Annotated in this window: 12 protein-coding genes, 6 tRNA genes and 3 rRNA genes; all 21 read left to right on the forward strand. The window is 33.2% G+C overall.

The window, feature by feature from the left end; translation table 11 throughout:
* Window positions 1–72 precede the first annotated feature (72 nt).
* The 21 genes from BHE82_RS01665 to secE all read left to right on the forward strand — a co-directional run bounded on the left by BHE82_RS01665 (window position 73) and on the right by secE (window position 19,608).
* Entirely contained in the window at window positions 73–1,041 is a 969-nt protein-coding gene (locus BHE82_RS01665; protein WP_071345541.1) for a hypothetical protein, read from the forward strand.
* A gap of 83 nt (window positions 1,042–1,124) precedes the next feature.
* Entirely contained in the window at window positions 1,125–1,274 is a 150-nt protein-coding gene (rpmG, locus tag BHE82_RS01670; RefSeq protein WP_011160619.1) for a 50S ribosomal protein L33, read from the forward strand.
* Window positions 1,275–1,639: 365 nt separating this feature from the next.
* On the forward strand, window positions 1,640–2,902 hold the full coding sequence (locus BHE82_RS01675; RefSeq protein WP_071345542.1) for an aminopeptidase P family protein: 1,263 nt from the start codon (window positions 1,640–1,642) through the stop codon (window positions 2,900–2,902).
* A gap of 35 nt (window positions 2,903–2,937) precedes the next feature.
* A tRNA-Cys gene (locus BHE82_RS01680) sits at window positions 2,938–3,011 on the forward strand.
* Window positions 3,012–3,167: 156 nt separating this feature from the next.
* Window positions 3,168–3,259 (forward strand) — tRNA-Ser (locus BHE82_RS01685).
* Window positions 3,260–3,640: 381 nt separating this feature from the next.
* The gene (gene proS / locus BHE82_RS01690; RefSeq protein WP_071345543.1) at window positions 3,641–5,065 is read left to right on the forward strand and encodes a proline--tRNA ligase; all 1,425 of its coding nucleotides are present in this window, start codon (window positions 3,641–3,643) and stop codon (window positions 5,063–5,065) included.
* A 226-nt stretch (window positions 5,066–5,291) separates the two neighbouring features.
* The gene (gene rpmH, locus BHE82_RS01695; RefSeq protein ID WP_024563646.1) at window positions 5,292–5,426 is read left to right on the forward strand and encodes a 50S ribosomal protein L34; all 135 of its coding nucleotides are present in this window, start codon (window positions 5,292–5,294) and stop codon (window positions 5,424–5,426) included.
* Window positions 5,427–5,608: 182 nt separating this feature from the next.
* Complete coding sequence (gene rnpA / locus BHE82_RS01700; RefSeq protein ID WP_071345544.1) at window positions 5,609–5,956, forward strand: ribonuclease P protein component; 348 nt, start codon at window positions 5,609–5,611, stop codon at window positions 5,954–5,956.
* An 18-nt stretch (window positions 5,957–5,974) separates the two neighbouring features.
* Window positions 5,975–7,552 carry a YidC/Oxa1 family membrane protein insertase gene (locus BHE82_RS01705; protein ID WP_071345545.1) on the forward strand — a complete coding sequence of 526 codons (1,578 nt, stop codon included), beginning with the start codon at window positions 5,975–5,977 and terminating at the stop codon, window positions 7,550–7,552.
* 361 nt (window positions 7,553–7,913) lie between these two features.
* A tRNA-Tyr gene (locus tag BHE82_RS01710) sits at window positions 7,914–7,997 on the forward strand.
* Between the two features lie 114 nt (window positions 7,998–8,111).
* Window positions 8,112–9,644 (forward strand): 16S ribosomal RNA (locus tag BHE82_RS01715).
* Between the two features lie 105 nt (window positions 9,645–9,749).
* Window positions 9,750–9,826, forward strand: a tRNA-Ile gene (locus BHE82_RS01720).
* Between the two features lie 63 nt (window positions 9,827–9,889).
* Window positions 9,890–12,754: ribosomal RNA gene (locus BHE82_RS01725) — 23S ribosomal RNA — on the forward strand.
* Window positions 12,755–12,789: 35 nt separating this feature from the next.
* Window positions 12,790–12,898, forward strand: a 5S ribosomal RNA gene (gene rrf, locus BHE82_RS01730).
* Together the 16S, 23S and 5S rRNA genes with 4 tRNA genes alongside form the textbook arrangement of a ribosomal RNA operon.
* A gap of 25 nt (window positions 12,899–12,923) precedes the next feature.
* Window positions 12,924–12,999: transfer RNA gene (locus BHE82_RS01735), tRNA-Val, on the forward strand.
* A gap of 6 nt (window positions 13,000–13,005) precedes the next feature.
* Window positions 13,006–13,082 (forward strand) — tRNA-Asn (locus BHE82_RS01740).
* A 298-nt stretch (window positions 13,083–13,380) separates the two neighbouring features.
* Window positions 13,381–15,528 carry a polyribonucleotide nucleotidyltransferase gene (locus BHE82_RS01745; protein WP_071345546.1) on the forward strand — a complete coding sequence of 716 codons (2,148 nt, stop codon included), beginning with the start codon at window positions 13,381–13,383 and terminating at the stop codon, window positions 15,526–15,528.
* 84 nt (window positions 15,529–15,612) lie between these two features.
* Window positions 15,613–18,060, forward strand: coding sequence for an HAD-IC family P-type ATPase (locus tag BHE82_RS01750; protein ID WP_071345547.1), 2,448 nt, complete (start codon window positions 15,613–15,615; stop codon window positions 18,058–18,060).
* Window positions 18,061–18,065: 5 nt separating this feature from the next.
* Window positions 18,066–18,773 (forward strand): 23S rRNA (guanosine(2251)-2'-O)-methyltransferase RlmB, encoded by a 708-nt coding sequence (gene rlmB / locus BHE82_RS01755; protein WP_071345548.1) that lies wholly within the window; start codon window positions 18,066–18,068, stop codon window positions 18,771–18,773.
* A gap of 222 nt (window positions 18,774–18,995) precedes the next feature.
* On the forward strand, window positions 18,996–19,181 hold the full coding sequence (gene rpmG / locus BHE82_RS01760; protein ID WP_011160627.1) for a 50S ribosomal protein L33: 186 nt from the start codon (window positions 18,996–18,998) through the stop codon (window positions 19,179–19,181).
* Window positions 19,182–19,197: 16 nt separating this feature from the next.
* Window positions 19,198–19,608: a preprotein translocase subunit SecE gene (secE, locus tag BHE82_RS01765; RefSeq protein WP_071345549.1), complete on the forward strand. Its 411-nt coding sequence runs from the start codon at window positions 19,198–19,200 to the stop codon at window positions 19,606–19,608.
* Window position 19,609 lies beyond the last annotated feature (1 nt).

A 19,609-nucleotide genomic window follows, 5' to 3' on the forward strand; every position in this document is an offset into this window, starting at 1 on the left:
TAACTTATCTTCATTATCCATTATTTTAATTGCATTTGTAAATATTTAAATGTTAAACCAAAAAGGAACGATATGAAAAGAAAATTAAGATTTAAAAAAATTGTTTTAAGAAATTATTTTAAAAAGCCCAATGTTGTTTTTCTTTTTTTAATGTTGTCTATTTGTACTTTAATGCTTGTTTTTTTTCATGATTTTAAAGAATGTGTTAACAAAGGACAAATTTATTGGCAATATAAGTACAAAGCCCCTACTTTTATGCCTGAAATTGATTTTGACACCACAGGAAAAGAAGACAACATTTTAGATTACGAAGAAGGTTATTATCCTGGGCACCACACTTTTATCAAAACAGTTTGGTATTTTACCCATCAAAGTAATTTATTTGTATTAATTGTTTATGCTTTATTTTTTACCAAAGTAAGACAAAAAAATTGGTATCATTATGTAGTTTTTGCATGTTTAGTTAGCATTTTGATGACAGCTTTAATTTTTCACACTTTAATTAATAAAGGTAGACATTTTTACGAACCTAAATTTAGTCTTTCTTTTTTTCTTTCTCATCTCCAACACACTTTAGCTCCTTTATGTTATCTATATTTTTATTTTAAAGTCAATTCTTATGCTATTCCTTATAAAAAAATGTGGATAGCTTTTATTCATCCCTTGCTTTATATGACCTTTTTTAGTTTATTTGGCTTTTTATCTATGCAAGATTATTTTCAAGATCTGCAAAAAGACAAACCAATTATAACTTCAGAAAAACAAGCAGCTAAAAGAGATCCTTTTAAAATGTTTCCTTATGTTTTCTTTTCTCCTTTTAAACAAAAATTAAATAATCCTGCAAATGCCCAAAAGTTAGAAGATAAGGAAAATCGCCATCATAAACGTTATCGTTTTGTTTATTCATGTTATGACTTTGTTTGTTTGGTCTTTTCTTGCCTTTTTGTCTTTACAGTTTCTATGACTTATACTCTTTTATGGATTAAAAAACGTTTACTTAATAAAAAAACTACTCCTCATTATAAAAAAACTAAAAAATAATAATTTTAAAAACTCTTTATTATTTATTAAAAAAATTTGATATAATAGTACTATATTGCTTAATTAGTTAGGAGAAAATTAACATGCGTGATTTAGTAAAATTAGTTTGTACAGAGTGCAAAAGAGAAAATTATCATACTGATAAAAATAAAAAAAAGACCCCAGGACGTTTAGAATTAAAAAAATACTGTCCTTTTTCTAGAACTCACACTCTACATAGAGAAAAAAAATAAAAAACAAAATAAATATTTAATATTTAGAAAAGCAAAACCTTTAGCCAAACAAATTTTTTCAATATTTTTCCAAGAAATTCGCAAAACAAAAGTTTAAATTACTTCCCAAAATCAAATTATTTAAATGTTTTAAAAAAGAAACATTATTTTGAAAATTAAAATTTTTTGGAATTATTTCCCAAAGCAAAAGTTTAAATTACTTCCCAAAATCAAATTTTTTCAAATCAAAAGTTAAATTATTTTGCCAAGTTTTTTGCCTGCTTTTTTATTCCAATTTTTTAATATTAAACATTTTTCCGTTTGCTTTATAAACTTATATTTTTTTCATTTCTATTCTATCTTAAAAAAAGGAAAATCGTGTTTTTATGTTTTTGCATAATAGAAATAATTTCATCCAAAAAATGAAACCAAACACCGCTGCTCTTTTTTATTCTGGAAAAGCAATTACTAAGAGTGGCGATCAAACTTTTCCTTTTGAAGTTGATCATAATTTTTATTATTTGACAGGAATTAACCAACCAAACACTATTTTATTGTTGGTAAAAACACCTAATTTATCTCATACTTTTTTATTTTTAGAAGAAAATAACCCTAGTAAAGCCTTGTGGGATGGAGATATTTTGAGTTTTTCTGATGCTTATTTGATATCTCAAATTAATTTATCAAACCTCAAAAACATATTAACTTTTGAAACTTTTTTATTTCAGATGATAAATCCTTTGAGAGGTTCTTTTGTGGATTCTTTAGAAGGTTTTTATTTTGACCTATCCAAACAAACCTTAGACCAAAAAGCAAGTTGGGCTTTAGAATATTGTCAAAAAATGGCTTCTTTATATCCTTTTTTGCAAGTTTATAATAGCTCTTCTTTTTTATTTTCTTTGCGTCAAACAAAAAGCGTTTACGAACAAACCCAAATCCAAAAAGCTCTAGATATCAATCATCAAGCCCTTAATTATTTATTAAAAAACTTAAAACCTGGAATGTATGAATATCAAATAGCTGCTCTTTTTCATTATTTTTTGGAAAATAACCAAACTCAAAAATCCTTTGAAACCATTGCTGCTTCAGGAAAAAATGCCTTAATTTTGCATTATAACAAACCTAACTGCCAATTAAAACCCAACGACCTTTTATTATTTGATGCTGGCGTTACTTATAATCATTATTCATCTGATATTACTCGTTGTTATCCTGTAAGCGGACAATTTAGTTCTTTGAAAAAAGATATTTATAATTTAGTTCTTAAAGCTAACAAAGAAATCATTGCTTGGGTAAAACCGCATCACACCTTTAAGCAATTAAACCAATATGGCAAAGATATTTTATTGCAAGGATTAAAAGAAATGTCTTTACTTAAAGAAGGCGAAACAATCCATCAATATTGCTATCACGGATTAGGACATCACTTAGGATTAGATATTCATGATGTTTGCAATTATACAGGTGTTATTGGAACAAACAGCGTAATTACTGTCGAACCAGGTCTATATTTAAAAGATTTAGGGATTGGAGTAAGAATTGAAGACAACCTTTTAATCACTCAAGAAGGGGCTGTTAATTTATCCAAACACATCCCTAAAGAAGTCAAAGACATTGAAGCTTTAATGAAACCATTTGTCACTCATTAATTTAATTATAAAAAACTCGCATTAAAGCGATGTTTGGCCCTGTAGCCAAGTGGTAAGGCATGGCTCTGCAAAAGCTTGATCAACGGTTCAAATCCGTTCAGGGCCTCCATTTATTTTATTTTTTTAATCCACTTTTGGGATATTTTTTTAACACATCTCAATTACTATTTTTTTCATCCCCTCTTTTTTTTTATTTTTATTTTTTATATTTGCTTACATTCACCTATTTATTTTTTTATTTTGCAAATCTATACAATATAATTTAGGAGTAGTACTCAAGTGGCTATAAGAGGCGTCCCTGCTAAGGACGTAGTCCGAGAAATCGGTGCAAGGGTTCGAATCCCTTCTGCTCCGCCATTTTGAATTTATTTTTTATCCTTTATTTTTTAATAAATATCTGGTATTTTTTTAATCAATAAAAAAACTTTTATCCCCCGCTTTTTTTTATTATGGATTACCAAATTATCATCTCAACTGCAATTATTTCTTGTCATTTCCAAACTATAACAACATTATTATAAATCGAAATAAAAGAATTGTTAGATTCTTTAAAAAATAAATATTTTCAAAAAACCTTCATTTACAAGTCATCATTATGCTTTTAAATATTTATTTTTTATTATTTTTTCATGTTATAATATTTTTGATTATAGTTTGTTCTTTCCCTGAAACCAACACAAATAACACATTAATTAAAATATTTATAATATATTATAACTAAACAAAGGTAATGCAAAAATGAAAACAATGAAACGAGTTAAAACAGTTACTGCTCGCTCATCGGATTTTGGAAAATGGTATACAGATGTTTGTCTTAAAGCTGAATTAATAGCTTATTCTGAGGCAAAAGGTTTTATTATCTATCTTCCTTATGGTTATGCTTTGTGGGAAAATATTCAAAAACATCTTAATTGTACTTTACAAAAAACAGGTCATCAAAATGTTTATTTTCCGTTAGTTTTTCCAGAAAAACTATTTCAAAAAGAAAAAAATCATATTCAAGGATTTTCTCCAGAAGCAGCAATGATAACAACTACAGGCAAAAAAAAATTATCCGAAAAACTAGTGATTCGCCCTACTTCAGAAATTTTATTTTCGCAATATTATTCTAAAACAATCACTTCTTATCGTGATTTACCTAAGTTATATAATCAATGGTGCAATGTGGTTCGCTGGGAAAAAACGACTAAACCTTTTTTAAGAGGTAAAGAGTTTTTGTGGCAAGAAGGACACACTGTGCATGCTACCGAACAAGAAGCGATGCAGCAAACTTTATCCATCCTTGATATTTATCAAAAGTTAGGCAAAAACCTTTTAGCCCTTCCTTTTGTATGTGGCAAAAAAACCGAAACAGAAAAATTTGCTGGAGCCCTCATCACTTATTCTATCGAAGCGTTAATGCATGACGGACAAGCTCTTCAAGCAGGGACTTCTCATTACTTAGGTACTAATTTTGCTAAATCGTTTCAAATCCAATTTCAAGATTGCGACCATCAAAAAAAATATGTTCATCAAACATCTTGGGGCGTTTCTACACGTTTAATTGGAGCTTTAATTATGGTTCACAGCGATGATGAAGGACTAGTTTTACCGCCTTATGTTTCTCCTATGCAAATTGTAATCATTCCTTTGCAACCTCAAGATGATGCAGTAAAACAAACATCCGAAAACCTCTTTTCCATCCTTCAAAAAAACTATCGCGTTCATCTCGATCTACAAGACAAAACTGCTGGTTGGAAATTTAGTCAATATGAACTTAAAGGTGTTCCTTTGCGTATAGAAATTGGCAAACGTGGTTTAGAAAATGATGAAGTTACTATTTTTCAAAGATATAACTTCGTCAAACAAAATATCAAAACCAAAGATTTGCCATCTCAAATCCCGCAATTATTTGAAACCATCCACAATAACATGTATCAAAAAGCACTGCAACATTTAGAACAAAATCGCAAACAAGCTACCACTTATGAAGAATTTAAAACTTATCTCAAACAAGGTGGTTATGTAGCAATGAGTATTTCAGGAACTGATGCCGAATTGCAAATTAAACAAGAAACAGGAGCTACTGCCAGAGTTATTTTAGAAACTAATTTAATTACTGCTAACTGCCCTGTTACTAACAAAAAAGCCCTTCAAAATGTCTTATTTGCTAGAGCTTATTGAAATTATTTTAAAAATGATTTGTTATAAAAGCCAACCAAAAAGTTTCAACACATTTAATACTAAATCATTTCTCCAAATATTTTCTTTCTTTTTATAAACATTTTATTTTTTACATTTTTACCCCCACAACCACTATTTTTTAATTATTCAAAACTTTTAGGCTTGACATTTCATACTAAAAAAGCTATAATTAAGGAAGTGTGTTAAATAGAAAAGAGGTTTTTTTATGAAACGAACATATCAACCTAGTAAAATCAAAAGAAAAAGAACTCATGGTTTTAGAGCCAGAATGGCAACTGTTGGAGGATGCAAAGTTCTTGCTAGAAGAAGAGCTAAAGGACGTTTGCAACTAACAGTTTAAAATCAAACTAACTTGATTTTGATTAATTCAAACCAAAAATAAACACCGCTTTTTAGGTGTTTTTTTGATAAATTTCTTTTTATTGCTATTGTATCATTAATAATTGTGGAATTTATATTTTTTTAAAATGGTTAATTGATGTTTTGAATATAAAAGTTAAGAATTTTAGGATTATTAAGAAGATGAAAAGAAAATATATTCTTAAAAAAGAAAGCGAAATCACCCCTATTTTTAAATCTAAAAAAAGATACGGGAACTCCCTTTTTATTATTTATTACGTCAAACAAAATGCCTTTCCTCATTTTAAATTTGCTTTAAGTGTTGGCAAAAAATATGGTAAAGCCCACGAAAGAAATTTAATTAAACGTCGTTTAAGAGCAATTATTAGGAGTGTTTCTCCTTGCCTTAACCCCAAAATGTTTTTTGTTATTGTTATTAAAGCTCAAGCCAAAAGCCTAACTTTTCAACAATTAAAAACTTTCTTTTTGCAATTTACTACCAAAACTCGCATATTACTTTCAAATAACTAAAATAAGGAGTTAATTAAAATGGATGTTAGAAATCATTCTTCAAAAAAAAAGTTTTTATTTTTAGCAATTTTTCTATTCGGGTTATTTTTTTGGCTCCTTAATCCTCCAAAGCGTGAAAAAATAGAAGTTTTTGACAAAGTTTTTGTTTTTAAAAGTAGCGAAAAATATGAAGAATATTTTACAAATAATGATCCTTCTAAATTAAATGAATGTGCTGATATTTTTGTGGTTTATGTTATCAATAACAAAAAGAAAGAAATTCAAATAGCTATGCAAGACGAATTTAAAGGCATGTTAAATAAAAAAAAACAAGCAAAATATTTTTTTGGTTTAATGAAAAAAACAGATCCTGAAGTAGAAGATGTTTCTAATTTTGATCTTTCTAAATTAAATAAAAAAGAATATTTTTTAACTTTTAAACCAGATGCTGATGTTTTTAAAAATAAAAACGATAAAGAAAAAACCGAATTCAAAAATAAATTAATGAAGGATTTTTTAACAGTTTCTGCAGGCACTAATGATGATTATATTCAAAACAATAAATATCAAAAAAAAGAATTAAAAGATGCATTAGAATTTAGAACATATGAAGATAAAACCCCTCTTTCTTTAGAAAATATAAAATTAGATTTTGACAAAGATCATTATGCAGAAAATATCAAAAACACTTCCAATAATGATTCATCTAACATTGATATTAAATTTACAAACAACAATAACGACCATTTAATATCTAGAAGACTTTTTATAACTAATTCTTCGGTTCCAATTCAATTTCCTTCTAGACTGGAATGGAGCCTGTTTGGTTATTTTTGGAATGTTTTAATAATTTCAATTGGCTATTTTTTATATTTTTTCTCAACTTTCTTAGTTTCTGGTGCTTCTGGTATTTTTTTTGGCAACTTAGGGTTAGGAATTGTTTTAGCTACTATTTTCATCCGTACTTTAACTTGGCCTATTTATACTAAAACAAGTACTTTGAGTATGAATATGAGTTTAATTCAGCCCGAAATTGAAAAAGTAAAGCAAAAATATGCTCTCAAAAAAGATCCTACCTCAGCTCAAAAAATGCAGTTAGAAATTTTAAAAGTTTATCGCAAAAATAATTTTTCTTTTTGGAGCTTTTTATTATCTTTCTTGCAACTTCCCTTATTTATTGCAATTAATCAAACCTTAAGTCGCTTTATTATTCCTGGAGGTATTTTTGCAACTGATAAATTAATTGAAAAGCCCTTTTTAGGATTCATTAATTTAAACCCTTCTAATCCCAATAATGCTTTTGTTATCTTTTTTCTTTCTTTTTTAGTGGGAGTAACGATGTTTATTTTGAATAAAATTATTTTTAAAAAACCAGATTATTTAAAAACCCCTTCTTATCATTTGACTTCAGAACAAAAACAAAAAGCTAAACAATCAGAAAAAAGCATGAAAATTATGAGTGTTTTTATGATTTTAATGATGGTATTTTTCTCGCGTTCTAACCCAATATTGTCTTTATATTGGATTGTTGGGAACACCTATACTATTTTCCAAACTTTGCTCACTAGAAAAAAGATGCAACAAAAATATTTTGCATTAAAACAAAACGCTTTATAAAAACTTTTTCCTTCATCAATACTTGCAACAATTCAAAAATCAAACTAAGTAAAAAACAAACAAAACTTTTATATTTTTTTCTGCAGTTCTTAATTTTCATCCTTATAATTTTTAAAAAACATTTTTTGGAAAGCAACATATTTAGTTAGGATAATTTCTTCATATATATATTTTTTATTTTGCAAAAAAAATATTTCAAACACCATTATCTAATTCCAAAATATCTTTTTCCAAAACCCAAATTCCTATCAAAAATAACAACCCAAATTAAAATTTAAAAAAAATCAAAAAAGCTTGCTTTTCATTTTTATATGTGCTATAATATTTAAGGTAAATAAATTTGAAATTGTTAAGCAATTTCGGAGGGATAGCGAAGTGGCTAAACGCAGCAGTCTGTAAAACTGTTCCGTAAGGTACGGTGGTTCGAATCCACCTCCCTTCACCATTAATTTTTTTAATCTTTGAAAACTGAAGATGATAATTAACGAATATTTTTAATTATTTTTTAACACCTTAAAATTGACACCAAAAAGCAATTTTTGATGCATCAATTTTGTAACATACGAAGAGTTTGATCCTGGCTCAGGATTAACGCTGGCGGCGTGCCTAATACATGCAAGTCGAACGGAAGTTTGAGCAATTAAACTTTAGTGGCGAACGGGTGAGTAACGCGTAAGCAATCTGCCCCTAAGACGAGGATAACAGTTGGAAACGACTGCTAAGACTGGATAGGAGACAAGAAGGCATCTTCTTGTTTTTAAAAGACCTAGCAATAGGTATGCTTAGGGAGGAGCTTGCGTCACATTAGTTAGTTGGTGGGGTAAAGGCCTACCAAGACTATGATGTGTAGCCGGGCTGAGAGGTTGAACGGCCACATTGGGACTGAGACACGGCCCAAACTCCTACGGGAGGCAGCAGTAGGGAATTTTCGGCAATGGAGGAAACTCTGACCGAGCAACGCCGCGTGAACGATGAAGTATTTCGGTACGTAAAGTTCTTTTATTAGGGAAGAATAAATGATGGAAAAATCATTCTGACGGTACCTAATGAATAAGCCCCGGCTAACTATGTGCCAGCAGCCGCGGTAATACATAGGGGGCAAGCGTTATCCGGAATTATTGGGCGTAAAGGGTGCGTAGGCGGTTAAATAAGTTTATGGTCTAAGTGCAATGCTCAACATTGTGATGCTATAAAAACTGTTTAGCTAGAGTAAGATAGAGGCAAGTGGAATTCCATGTGTAGTGGTAAAATGCGTAAATATATGGAGGAACACCAGTAGCGAAGGCGGCTTGCTGGGTCTTTACTGACGCTGAGGCACGAAAGCGTGGGGAGCAAACAGGATTAGATACCCTGGTAGTCCACGCCGTAAACGATGAGTACTAAACGTTGGGTAAAACCAGTGTTGAAGTTAACACATTAAGTACTCCGCCTGAGTAGTACGTACGCAAGTATGAAACTTAAAGGAATTGACGGGACTCCGCACAAGCGGTGGATCATGTTGTTTAATTCGAAGGTACCCGAAAAACCTCACCAGGTCTTGACATGCTTCTGCAAAGCTGTAGAAACACAGTGGAGGTTATCAGTTGCACAGGTGGTGCATGGTTGTCGTCAGCTCGTGTCGTGAGATGTTGGGTTAAGTCCCGCAACGAGCGCAACCCTTATTGTTAGTTACCAGCACGTAATGGTGGGGACTTTAGCAAGACTGCCAGTGATAAATTGGAGGAAGGTGGGGACGACGTCAAATCATCATGCCCCTTATGACCTGGGCTACAAACGTGATACAATGGCTGTTACAAAGGGTAGCTGAAGCGCAAGTTTTTGGCGAATCTCAAAAAAACAGTCTCAGTTCGGATTGAAGTCTGCAACTCGACTTCATGAAGTTGGAATCGCTAGTAATCGCGAATCAGCATGTCGCGGTGAATACGTTCTCGGGGTTTGTACACACCGCCCGTCAAACCACGAAAGTTGGCAATACCCAAAGCCGGCGGCCTAACTTCGCAAGAAGAGGGAACCGTCTAAGGTAGGGTCGATGATTGGGGTTAAGTCGTAACAAGGTATCCCTACCGGAAGGTGGGGATGGATCACCTCCTTTCTAAGGAAACAATTATCATCTTCAGTTTTGAGAGACTTAAGAAAGTTTTTCATTGTAACTTGCTTACAAATTGTATTTGCAACATTTTAATCTTTTTAAGATTAAGGGCCTATAGCTCAGTTGGTTAGAGCACACGCCTGATAAGCGTGAGGTCGGTGGTTCAAGTCCATTTAGGCCCACCATAACCACAAATAGGCAAAATCTTAAAAAAGCTCTTTGAAAAGTAGATAAACGAAGGTTAAAAAATCAAAGGAACTAAGGGCGCACAGTGGATGCCTTGGCACTAAGAGCCGATGAAGGACGCAATTAACGGCGAAACACCACGGGAAGCTGTAAATAAGTGAAGATCCGTGGGTCTCCGAATGGGAAAACCCATTACATTGAAGATGTAATATTCTTCTAATACGATTTATCTTGTTAGAAGAAAGGAAACGCGGCGAACTGAAATATCTAAGTAACCGCAGGAAAAGAAAGTAATAACGATTCTGGTAGTAGTGACGAGCGAACCCGGAACAGCCTGATACCATTTCTAGTTACAAAATTTTAACGAAGTAGAAGCTTTTGGAAAGAAGCACCAAAGAAGGTGACAGTCCCGTAAACATAAGTTAAAATCTAGGGTATCAATAAGTACGGCGAGACACGAGAAATCTTGTCGGAAGATGGGAGGACCATCTCCTAAGGCTAAATACTTCTTAGTGACCGATAGTGAACTAGTACCGTGAGGGAAAGGTGAAAAGAACCCCGAAAGGGGAGTGAAATAGATCCTGAAACTGTGTGCCTACAATTAGTCAAAGCACGTTAATGTGTGATGGCTTGCCTTTTGCAGAATGAACCGGCGAGTTATGATATGGAGCAAGGTTAAGTTTTAAGGAACGGAGCCGTAGCGAAAGCGAGTCTTAATAGGGCGTTTAGTTGCATGTCATAGACCCGAAACTGAAGTGAGCTAGCCATGAGCAGGTTGAAGTTTAGGTAAAACTAAATGGAGGACCGAACCAGGACACGTTGAAAAGTGTTTGGATGACTTGTGGCTAGGGGTGAAATTCCAATCGAACTCAGAGATAGCTGGTTCTCCCCGAAATAGCTTTAGGGCTAGCGTTGATTTAGTAATTTGGTGAAGGTAGAGCACTGAATGAGTAAGGGCTCCACCTCGGGGTACCGAACTCAATCAAACTCCGAATGTTACCAAATAAAATCAGCAGTCAGACTGTGGGTGATAAGGTCCATGGTCAAAAGGGAAAGAGCCCAGACCGTCAGCTAAGGTCCCAAAATTGATGTTAAGTGGCAAAGGAAGTGAAGACGTTTAAACAACTAGGAGGTTGGCTTAGAAGCAGCCATCCTTTAAAGAGTGCGTAATAGCTCACTAGTCGAATGACTCTGCGCCGAAAATGTACCGGGGCTAAAACATCATACCGAAGCTACGGATTGAAATAACTTCTTAGTTATTTGAATGGTAGGGGAAGCGTTCTGATATCAGTGAAGCCATAGCGGAAGCAGTGGTGGAGAGGTCAGAAGTGAGAATGCCGGTGTAAGTAACGAAAAGATAGGTGAGAATCCTATCCGTCAAAAACCCAAGGTTTCCAGGGCCAGGTTCGTCCTCCCTGGGTTAGTCGGGTCCTAAGGTGAGGGAGAAATCCGTAATCGATGGCAAGCAGGCTGAGATTCCTGCACTAGTTAATCAACTGACGGAGGGACAAAGCAGGCTAAACACGCCCCTTATTGGATTGGGGTAGAAAAACTAAGTCTGAGAAGACAGGCAAATCCGTTTTCTCATTTAAAGACAAGGTTTGAAAGTAAAGTGATTGATGTCATACTTTCAAGAAAAGCTTCTAGGGCTAATTGATTAACTACCCGTACCGCAAACCGACACAGGTGGGTAGGTAGAGTATACTAAGACGCGCGAGCAAACTCTTGTTAAGGAACTCGGCAAAATTACTCCGTAACTTAGGGATAAGGAGAGCTTTTATTAAAACTAAAAGCCGCAGAGAATAGGCCCAAGCGACTGTTTATCAAAAACATAGGTCTCTGCTAAACCGCAAGGTGATGTATAGGGGCTGATGCCTGCCCGGTGCTGGAAGATTAAAAGGAGATGTCAGGCAACGAAGCATTGAATTGAAGTCCCAGTAAACGGCGGCCGTAACTATAACGGTCCTAAGGTAGCGAAATTCCTTGTCGGGTAAGTTCCGACCCGCACGAAAGGCATAACGATTTGGGCGCTGTCTCAACAAGAGCCTCGGTGAAATCAAATTACCGGTGAAAATGCCGGTTACCCGCGACAGGACGAAAAGACCCCATGGAGCTTTACTGCAACTTAATATTGAGATTGGAAATAAGATGTACAGGATAGGTGGGAAACTGTGAGAGAAAAACGCTAGTTTTTCTGGAGTTGTCCTTGGGATACCACCCTTGTTATTTTTAGTTTCTAACCTGCACATGTGTAATGTGAGGGACAGTGTTTGGTGGGCAGTTTGACTGGGGCGGTCGCCTCCTAAAGAGTAACGGAGGCGTTCGAAGGTTCCCTCAAAATGGTTGGAAATCATTTGTAGAGCATAAAGGCACAAGGGAGCTTGACTGCAAGACTTACAAGTCGAGCAGGGACGAAAGTCGGACTTAGTGATCTTACGGTACCGAATGGAAGGGCCGTGACTCAACGGATAAAAGCTACCCTGGGGATAACAGGCTTATCGCTTCCAAGCGTTCACAGCGACGAAGCGGTTTGGCACCTCGATGTCGGCTCATCGCATCCTGGAGCTGGAGAAGGTTCCAAGGGTTGGGCTGTTCGCCCATTAAAGCGGAACGCGAGCTGGGTTCAGAACGTCGTGAGACAGTTCGGTCTCTATCCGTCGTGGGCGTTGGAAATTTGAAAGGAACTGTCCCTAGTATGAGAAGACCGGGATGGATATACCGCTGGTGTTTCAGTTGGTTCGCCAGAGCCACAGCTGAGTAGCTATGTATAGAAGGGATAAACACTGAAAGCATCTAAGTGTGAAGCCTCCCTTAAGATGAGATTTCCCTATGAGGTCCCTGAAAGACTATCAGGTTGATAGGCTAGAGGTGTAAGAAGAGTGATCTTTTCAGCTGACTAGTACTAATAGACCCATTGACTTTGATTTTTTAAATACCAACGTTTATCTAGTTTTGAAAGATCCTTGGTGCATAAAACTAAGGGGAAACACCTGTTCCCATCCCGAACACAGCAGTTAAGTCCTTAGTACTGACAATAGTTCTTTATTGAGCGAAGATAGGGAGTGCCAAGGTTTGCTTTATAAAAAAGAATAAAAGAGAGGATTAGCTCAGTTGGGAGAGCGTCTGCCTTACAAGCAGAATGTCGGGGGTTCAAGTCCCTCATCCTCTACCAAAAACTGCCTACGTAGCTCAGTTGGTTAGAGCATCTGACTGTTAATCAGAGGGTCCTAGGTTCGAGTCCTAGCGTGGGCGCCATCTTTGTTGTGTTTTTTCTTTTGTCCTTGAAACTCATTTTTTAAATTAGTATTTTCTAATTTATTAAGTCAATTTTACAATCAATGATTGGCTTATTTTTTTAACAAAATTCTCTTTTTTTAAGAAAATAATTTTAAATTGATTTTTTATAAATATCACTTAAAATTAAAATAATTATCTAATTATTAAGCTAGTTTGTTGAAATCAATTCAAACTCTAGCTTTTTATTTTTATATATTTTTTTATCACATCCAAAATTCCCCCAACCCCAACCCAGTTACTTAAAGGAGTATCTCAAGTGTTAAAAAAAGTTTTTGAAACTACTAATTTAAAAGATTCTTTTCAAGTCGAAATAGGAACTTACGCCAGAAACGTTGATGCTTCCATTTTAGTACGCTACCAAGATACAGTGGTTCTTACAACTACTGTTTTTAGTCGCAAATCCAATAATCTTGATTTTTTACCTCTTACTGTTATTTATCAAGAAAAATTATATGCTGCTGGAAAAATTCCTGGCAGTTTTTTACGCCGAGAAGGACGTTCCAACGATCACGAAATCCTCACTTCACGCCTCATCGACCGTTCTTTACGCCCCCTATTCCCTGATTATTTTCAACAAGAAGTGCAAGTAATTAATACAGTTTTAAGCCTAAACCCTGATTTTAAAAGCGAGCTTGCCTCTATGCTTGGAAGCTCTCTTTCTCTATTGATTTCTGAAATCCCCTTTTTTGAAGCTATTTCCGGAGTTTATGTAGGAAAAATCAACGACAAGTTTATCATCAATCCCACTTTGCAACAACTTGCCAATTCTACTCTACATTTGATGGTTGCAGGTACCAAACACAACGTTACTATGATAGAAGCACACGCCAATGAAGTTAGCGAACAAGACTTTTTAGAAGCCATTAATTTTGCTCACCAATATATTAAAAAACTGTGCTTATTTCAAGAAAATATCAAGCAACAATTTGCACCTGCTAAAATAACAAACACCTTGCACCAAACCGAACAAACCCAACAACAAGCCTTTTTTGCCAAACACCAATCCCAAGTTAAACAAGCTATTTTAAGTTGCAACAGCAAAAACGATTTACAGCAATTAAAAGAACAAATCCTAGATCAAGCCAAACAAACTCCTTTTTTCAAAACTATTGACACTACCACTGTTTTTGATTACGAAGCCCACAAAAAACATTTACAAACAACAGAAACCCTATTTCAAAAATTATCCAAACAAGAAACACGTTCTTTAATTTTGCAAGAAAAAATAAGACCAGATAAAAGAGGATTAGAAGAAATAAGAACTCTTGAATCTCAAATTGATTTGTTGCCCCGCGCTCATGGTTCTGCTTTGTTTACTAGAGGACAAACCCAAAGCCTTGCTGTAGTGACCTTAGGATGTTTATCAGAAAGCAAAATTATTGACGGTCTAAGCGACGAACAAAATAAATGTTTTATGCTTCATTACAACTTTCCTCCTTTTTCAGTTGGTGCAGTTGGTCGTTATACTGCCCCTAGTAGACGAGAAATCGGACACGGCACTCTTGCCGAAAAAGCCATATCTCAAGTTTTGCCCGAAGAAAAAGACTTCCCCTACACTATTAGAGTAGTTTCTGAAATTCTAGAATCTAACGGCTCTTCTTCTCAAGCCACTGTTTGTGCTTCTTCTTTGGCATTAATGGCATCAGGAGTTCCTTTAAAAAAAGCAGTTGCAGGAATGTCAGTAGGATTAGTTTTTGACCAAGCAACGAATAAATACGTTATTTTAAGCGATATCCAAGGTTTAGAAGACCACGTTGGAGACATGGATTTAAAAATCGCAGGCACCAATAAAGGAATTACTGCTTTACAAATGGATCTTAAAATTCAAGGAATCCCTTTTAAAATTTTGCAAGAAGCTTTTTTGCAAGCCAAAAAAGGACGCCTTCATATTTTAGAACACATGAGCCAAACAATTTCTCAACCTCGTTTAGAAGTTTCGAAGTACGCCCCTAAAGTTTGTATGATGCAAATCAAACCAGAAAAAATTCGTGATATTATTGGAAGTGGTGGCAAAATCATCAATCAAATTATTGAATCTCATGATGGTGTAAAAATCGATATTGAACAAGACGGACGCGTTTTTTTAATGCATTCCAACTTAGAAACAGTCAAAAAAACAGTCGCTTTTATTGAAAGTTTAATCCAAGAAATTCAAATAGGCACTTGTTATCAAGCCTCTATTTTGCATTTTTTAAGTGACAAACAAGGAAAAATGATTGGAGCTGTGGCACAAGTTTGTCCAGGAATCGAAGGACTTATCCACGTTAATCAAATGAAATTTCAAAAAATCACCGATGTTTTAAAAATAGGTGAAACAGTTTCGGTTAAATGCACCAAAATCAACGACCGCGGAAGAATTGATTTTTTGCTTTTGCCCAAAAATACACAAGAAAAAAAATCTTAGTTTGGCTTTCAAAAATTATTACCAATACCCATTAATTTATAAAAAAAATACCGATATCATTTAAGAAAAGTGTGGTGGTTGTGCATGAATGAATCTTTAAATAATCCCAATATCACAACAAAAAAAAACTTTACAGGACTAACTAACAAGCAAGTAGAACAAAAAAAAACTGCGGGTCAAGTTAATGTTTCTAACTATAAAAATTCTAAAAGTATTAAAGATATCTTATTTAGTAATTTATTTAATTATCTTAATTTGTTGATTTTAATTGTAGCATTAATAATTATTTTCATAGAACAATATGAACATTTATTTTTTTTAGTAGTTTCTTTAACCAATGTTTTTATTAGTGTTATTCAAGAAATTAAAGCTAAAATAACTCTTGACAAAGTATCTTTGTTGATAAAAAACCATTCTCAAGTAATAAGAAATAGTCAAAAAGAAAAGGTTTTTTCTTCTGATTTAGTTTTGGGAGATCTTTTATTTTTGGAAGCAGGAGAACAAATTGCAGCTGATGCCAAGGTAAAATCGGGTATTTTAGAAGTTAACGAATCACTTTTAACTGGTGAATCTAAATTAGTTATCAAAAAAGAAAATGATTTTTTATACTCTGGTAGCTACGTGGTATCAGGTCAAAGTTATGCCGAAATTGTAGCTGTAGGAAGTGATATGTATATTGAAAAAGTTTCCCAAGAAGCTAAAAAATACAAAAAACCGACCACTCCTTTAATGCAAAACTTATCTTCGTTAATCAAAACAATCATTATTTTTGTCACACTTTTTGCTATTATTTTAGCTTTTTTTGCTTTTAATAAAGAAAATAATAAAATATCAGGTTTCAGGCAAAATTCCTTACTAGGTTTGTGTGGCATGATGATAGCAATGCTTCCTTTGGGACTTTTTTTGCTGACTAACATTTCTTTGGCAGTAGGTTTTGTACGTTTAGCAAAACAAAAAACTTATGCCCAAAATCTATTTGGAATCGAAATGTTAGCTCAAATAAACACTTTATGCCTCGACAAAACAGGAACTATTACTGATGGCACTATGCAAGTTAAAAAAGTCATTCCTTATCACCCTAAAGAACTTGATTTTACTAAATTAATGAACTCTTTTTTATCTGCTTGCCCCACTTCTAATAGTACTTATAATGCTTTAATAAACAAATTTAGCCTCAATACTTTTACTACTTCAACTCCTTATCAACCCTCCCAAAATCTTTCTTTTTCTAACACAAGAAAATATAGTGCAGTTGAATTTAACAATTTAGGAACCATTTTTTTGGGGGCTCCTGAATTCATTTTAAAAAACAATTTTCACCTTATTCAAAAAGATTTTGAAACTTACACTAAATCAGGTTATCGAGTGCTTTTATTAGCCAAAAGCCCTGAGCCTTGTATTTCTCAAATAACTTGTAAAAACCAAAAATTACACGACATCCCATGCATTCCTTTAGCTTTAATTATCATCAAAGATACTATTAAAAAAGACGCAGTTACTACCATTGATTTTTTCCAGAAAAATGGCGTTTGTGTTAAAGTAATTTCTGGTGATAATCATGTGGCAGTTTCTCAAATAGCTCAAAGAGTAGGTATTATTGATGCTTATAAAACCATCAGTTTAGAAGGACTTTCTGACCAAGAAGTTATCCAAATAGCTACTAAATATAATGTTTTTGGAAGAACTTCGCCCCAACAAAAAAAAATCTTAATCCAAACTTTTAAACAAGCAGGACAAAAAGTTGCCATGACAGGCGATGGTGTAAACGATATTTTAGCCCTAAAAGAAGCCGATCTTTCCATTGCGATGGCATCAGGCAGCCAAGCCACTTGTAATATTGCTAATTTAGTTTTGATGGATTCTAATTTTTCTTCCATGCCTAAAGTAGTTTTTGAAGGCAGAAGAATTATTAACAATTTAGATAAAATCTCTATTTTGTTTTTTACCAAAACTATTATTGCTTTTATGCTTGCAGTTGCTGTTATTTTATTTAATTTTTTAAGGCGTCCTTGCTACTATCCATTATCACCTTTGAAATTACAATTTGTCATGGATTATTGGTCAATTGGCATTCCTTCGCTTTTTTTATCTTTTGAAAAAAGCAACGAAATTATCAGCAAAAACTTTTTACTTAATAATCTCAAAAAAGCCTTTCCCTATGCAAGTCTAGCTTTTATTAGTTATGTCTTAACTTTTGGTGTGCGAATTGGTTTTGTATCAACCCAAACTCCCGATTTCAAACAATTAGAAACAGTTTCTAATTTTGTCATTTTGCTTTCCACCTTCATTTTATTTACTGTTTTATTTAGAATTTCTAAACCTTTAAATCTAGCTAAATTAATTTTATTTGTAGCAATGTTAATAGGATTTATGACAGCTTCATTTATTTTGAATGTTTTGGAAGAAATGTCTCAATTCGATAAACTTGAAAAAGTTTTATTAGTTTTAATCATCATTTTATCCCTTGTCATAACCCAAATCTCCCAAAAACCCCATCCAACAAAAATTACAAAATCGAAAGAAAACAAATAATTAATATGATTATTTACGGAAAAAACCCCATCAAAGAAGCAATTAAAGCGCAGAGAAAAATTTATCAACTATATTTAGATGAAAAAATTAAAGACCATCTTTTTATAATGTTTTTGCAAAAACACAATATTGCTTATCAATTAGTTGACAAAAAGTTTTTATATGATCTAACCAAACAAAAAACCCATCAAGGAGTCGCTGCCAATGTTTGTGACTACACTTTTTACGACTTAGACACTTATTTAGATTCTGCCAAATTCCAAAAATTCTTAATTTTAGACGCCATTAATGACCCTCATAACTTAGGAGCCATTTTAAGAACTGTTGAAGCTTGTGCTTTGGATGGTGTTATTATGAGTAAAAAACATCAAGTCCCACTCAATTCCACAGTTGCCAAAATTTCTTGTGGTGCCTTGGAATACACTAAAGTTTTTTTAGTTACTAATTTGCATCAAACCATTTTAAAACTAAAAAAAAATCAAGTTTTAATCGTTGGTACCGATAGCAATTCTTCCCAATCTTTTCACCAAATCCCTAAAAACATTTCTTTGGCTATTATTGTTGGCAACGAAGGAATAGGCATTAGACATTTATTAAAACAGCAATGTGATTTGTTGGTTAAAATTCCTATGTATGGAAAAATCAATTCTTTAAATGTAAGTGTTGCTGCTGCATTAATGATCTACTCCACTTTTATTTTTGGCGATAATTAACCCTTGCCTCCTCCAAAAAACAAACTAATCACTAGCTTTTTTTAAGCAGTTAATCATTTATCTAATTTGGGTTACTGTTAGTTTTCTTACCATCTTTCATCCAACATTCCAAATATTTTCTTCCCGGGATATTTTTTTGCACAAAGCAATTTTTATATTTTATTTTTTGCATAAAAACACTGATTTGTGATATAATAAAAAAGATGTTTTGAAAATAAATTAATGTTTTTTCAACTTTCTAACATAAAAGGAGCTATTTTTTTGAAAAAAAATATTTTAGTTTGTGTTTTGTGTCTAAACCGCAATTACAACACCAAACCACGAGCCAATCAAAACTCAAAACGTTTAACTTTAAAAAAATATTGCTCTTATTGCAACAAACACACTTTGCATCAAGAAACTAAGTAAAGGAGTTTTTAACTTTATGGGAATTAAAATAGTAAGCGAAAACAAACCAAATCAGTTATTAGAAGTAATCAAAAGAGAATATAGTTGGCTCAATATTTTACTAATTACCACTTCTATTTTGTCTCTTGCTCTTTGTGGGCAATTATGGCAACAAAAACAGTTTGAAACTATGCATTGGGCATTGCCTTGTGCTTTAGTTCTTTTGAGTGTTTTTATTTTTGCGATAGGTTCATTTGCTTTTTTCAAAGATGCATTTTTGCAAATTTGTAACATTAGTTGGCCTTCCTTAAAACAAATTTTGTTTAAAACATTACAAGTTATTTTTTTCACATTGTTCTTAATCCTTTTTGTTCATGCCATAGATTCTTATGTTATTGGCAAATTAAACCAATTTTGTGTCAAAATCAAAAATTTGTTGAGCAAATAAA

Origin of the sequence: Rice orange leaf phytoplasma, from assembly GCF_001866375.1 — a bacterium.
Lineage (GTDB): Bacteria > Bacillota_I > Bacilli_A > Acholeplasmatales > Acholeplasmataceae > Phytoplasma > Phytoplasma asteris.

Bases quoted from the DNA above. Each gene is read 5' to 3' on its own strand.
- rpmH (WP_024563646.1), top strand. From the start codon at position 5,292: ATGAAACGAACATATCAACCTAGTAAAATCAAAAGAAAAAGAACTCAT.
- BHE82_RS01705 (WP_071345545.1), top strand. From the start codon at position 5,975: ATGGATGTTAGAAATCATTCTTCAAAAAAAAAGTTTTTATTTTTAGCA.
- secE (WP_071345549.1), top strand. From the start codon at position 19,198: ATGGGAATTAAAATAGTAAGCGAAAACAAACCAAATCAGTTATTAGAA.
- BHE82_RS01675 (WP_071345542.1), top strand. From the start codon at position 1,640: ATGTTTTTGCATAATAGAAATAATTTCATCCAAAAAATGAAACCAAAC.
- proS (WP_071345543.1), top strand. From the start codon at position 3,641: ATGAAAACAATGAAACGAGTTAAAACAGTTACTGCTCGCTCATCGGAT.
- rpmG (WP_011160619.1), top strand. From the start codon at position 1,125: ATGCGTGATTTAGTAAAATTAGTTTGTACAGAGTGCAAAAGAGAAAAT.
- rlmB (WP_071345548.1), top strand. From the start codon at position 18,066: ATGATTATTTACGGAAAAAACCCCATCAAAGAAGCAATTAAAGCGCAG.
- BHE82_RS01665 (WP_071345541.1), top strand. From the start codon at position 73: ATGAAAAGAAAATTAAGATTTAAAAAAATTGTTTTAAGAAATTATTTT.
- rnpA (WP_071345544.1), top strand. From the start codon at position 5,609: ATGAAAAGAAAATATATTCTTAAAAAAGAAAGCGAAATCACCCCTATT.
- rpmG (WP_011160627.1), top strand. From the start codon at position 18,996: ATGTTTTTTCAACTTTCTAACATAAAAGGAGCTATTTTTTTGAAAAAA.
- BHE82_RS01750 (WP_071345547.1), top strand. From the start codon at position 15,613: ATGAATGAATCTTTAAATAATCCCAATATCACAACAAAAAAAAACTTT.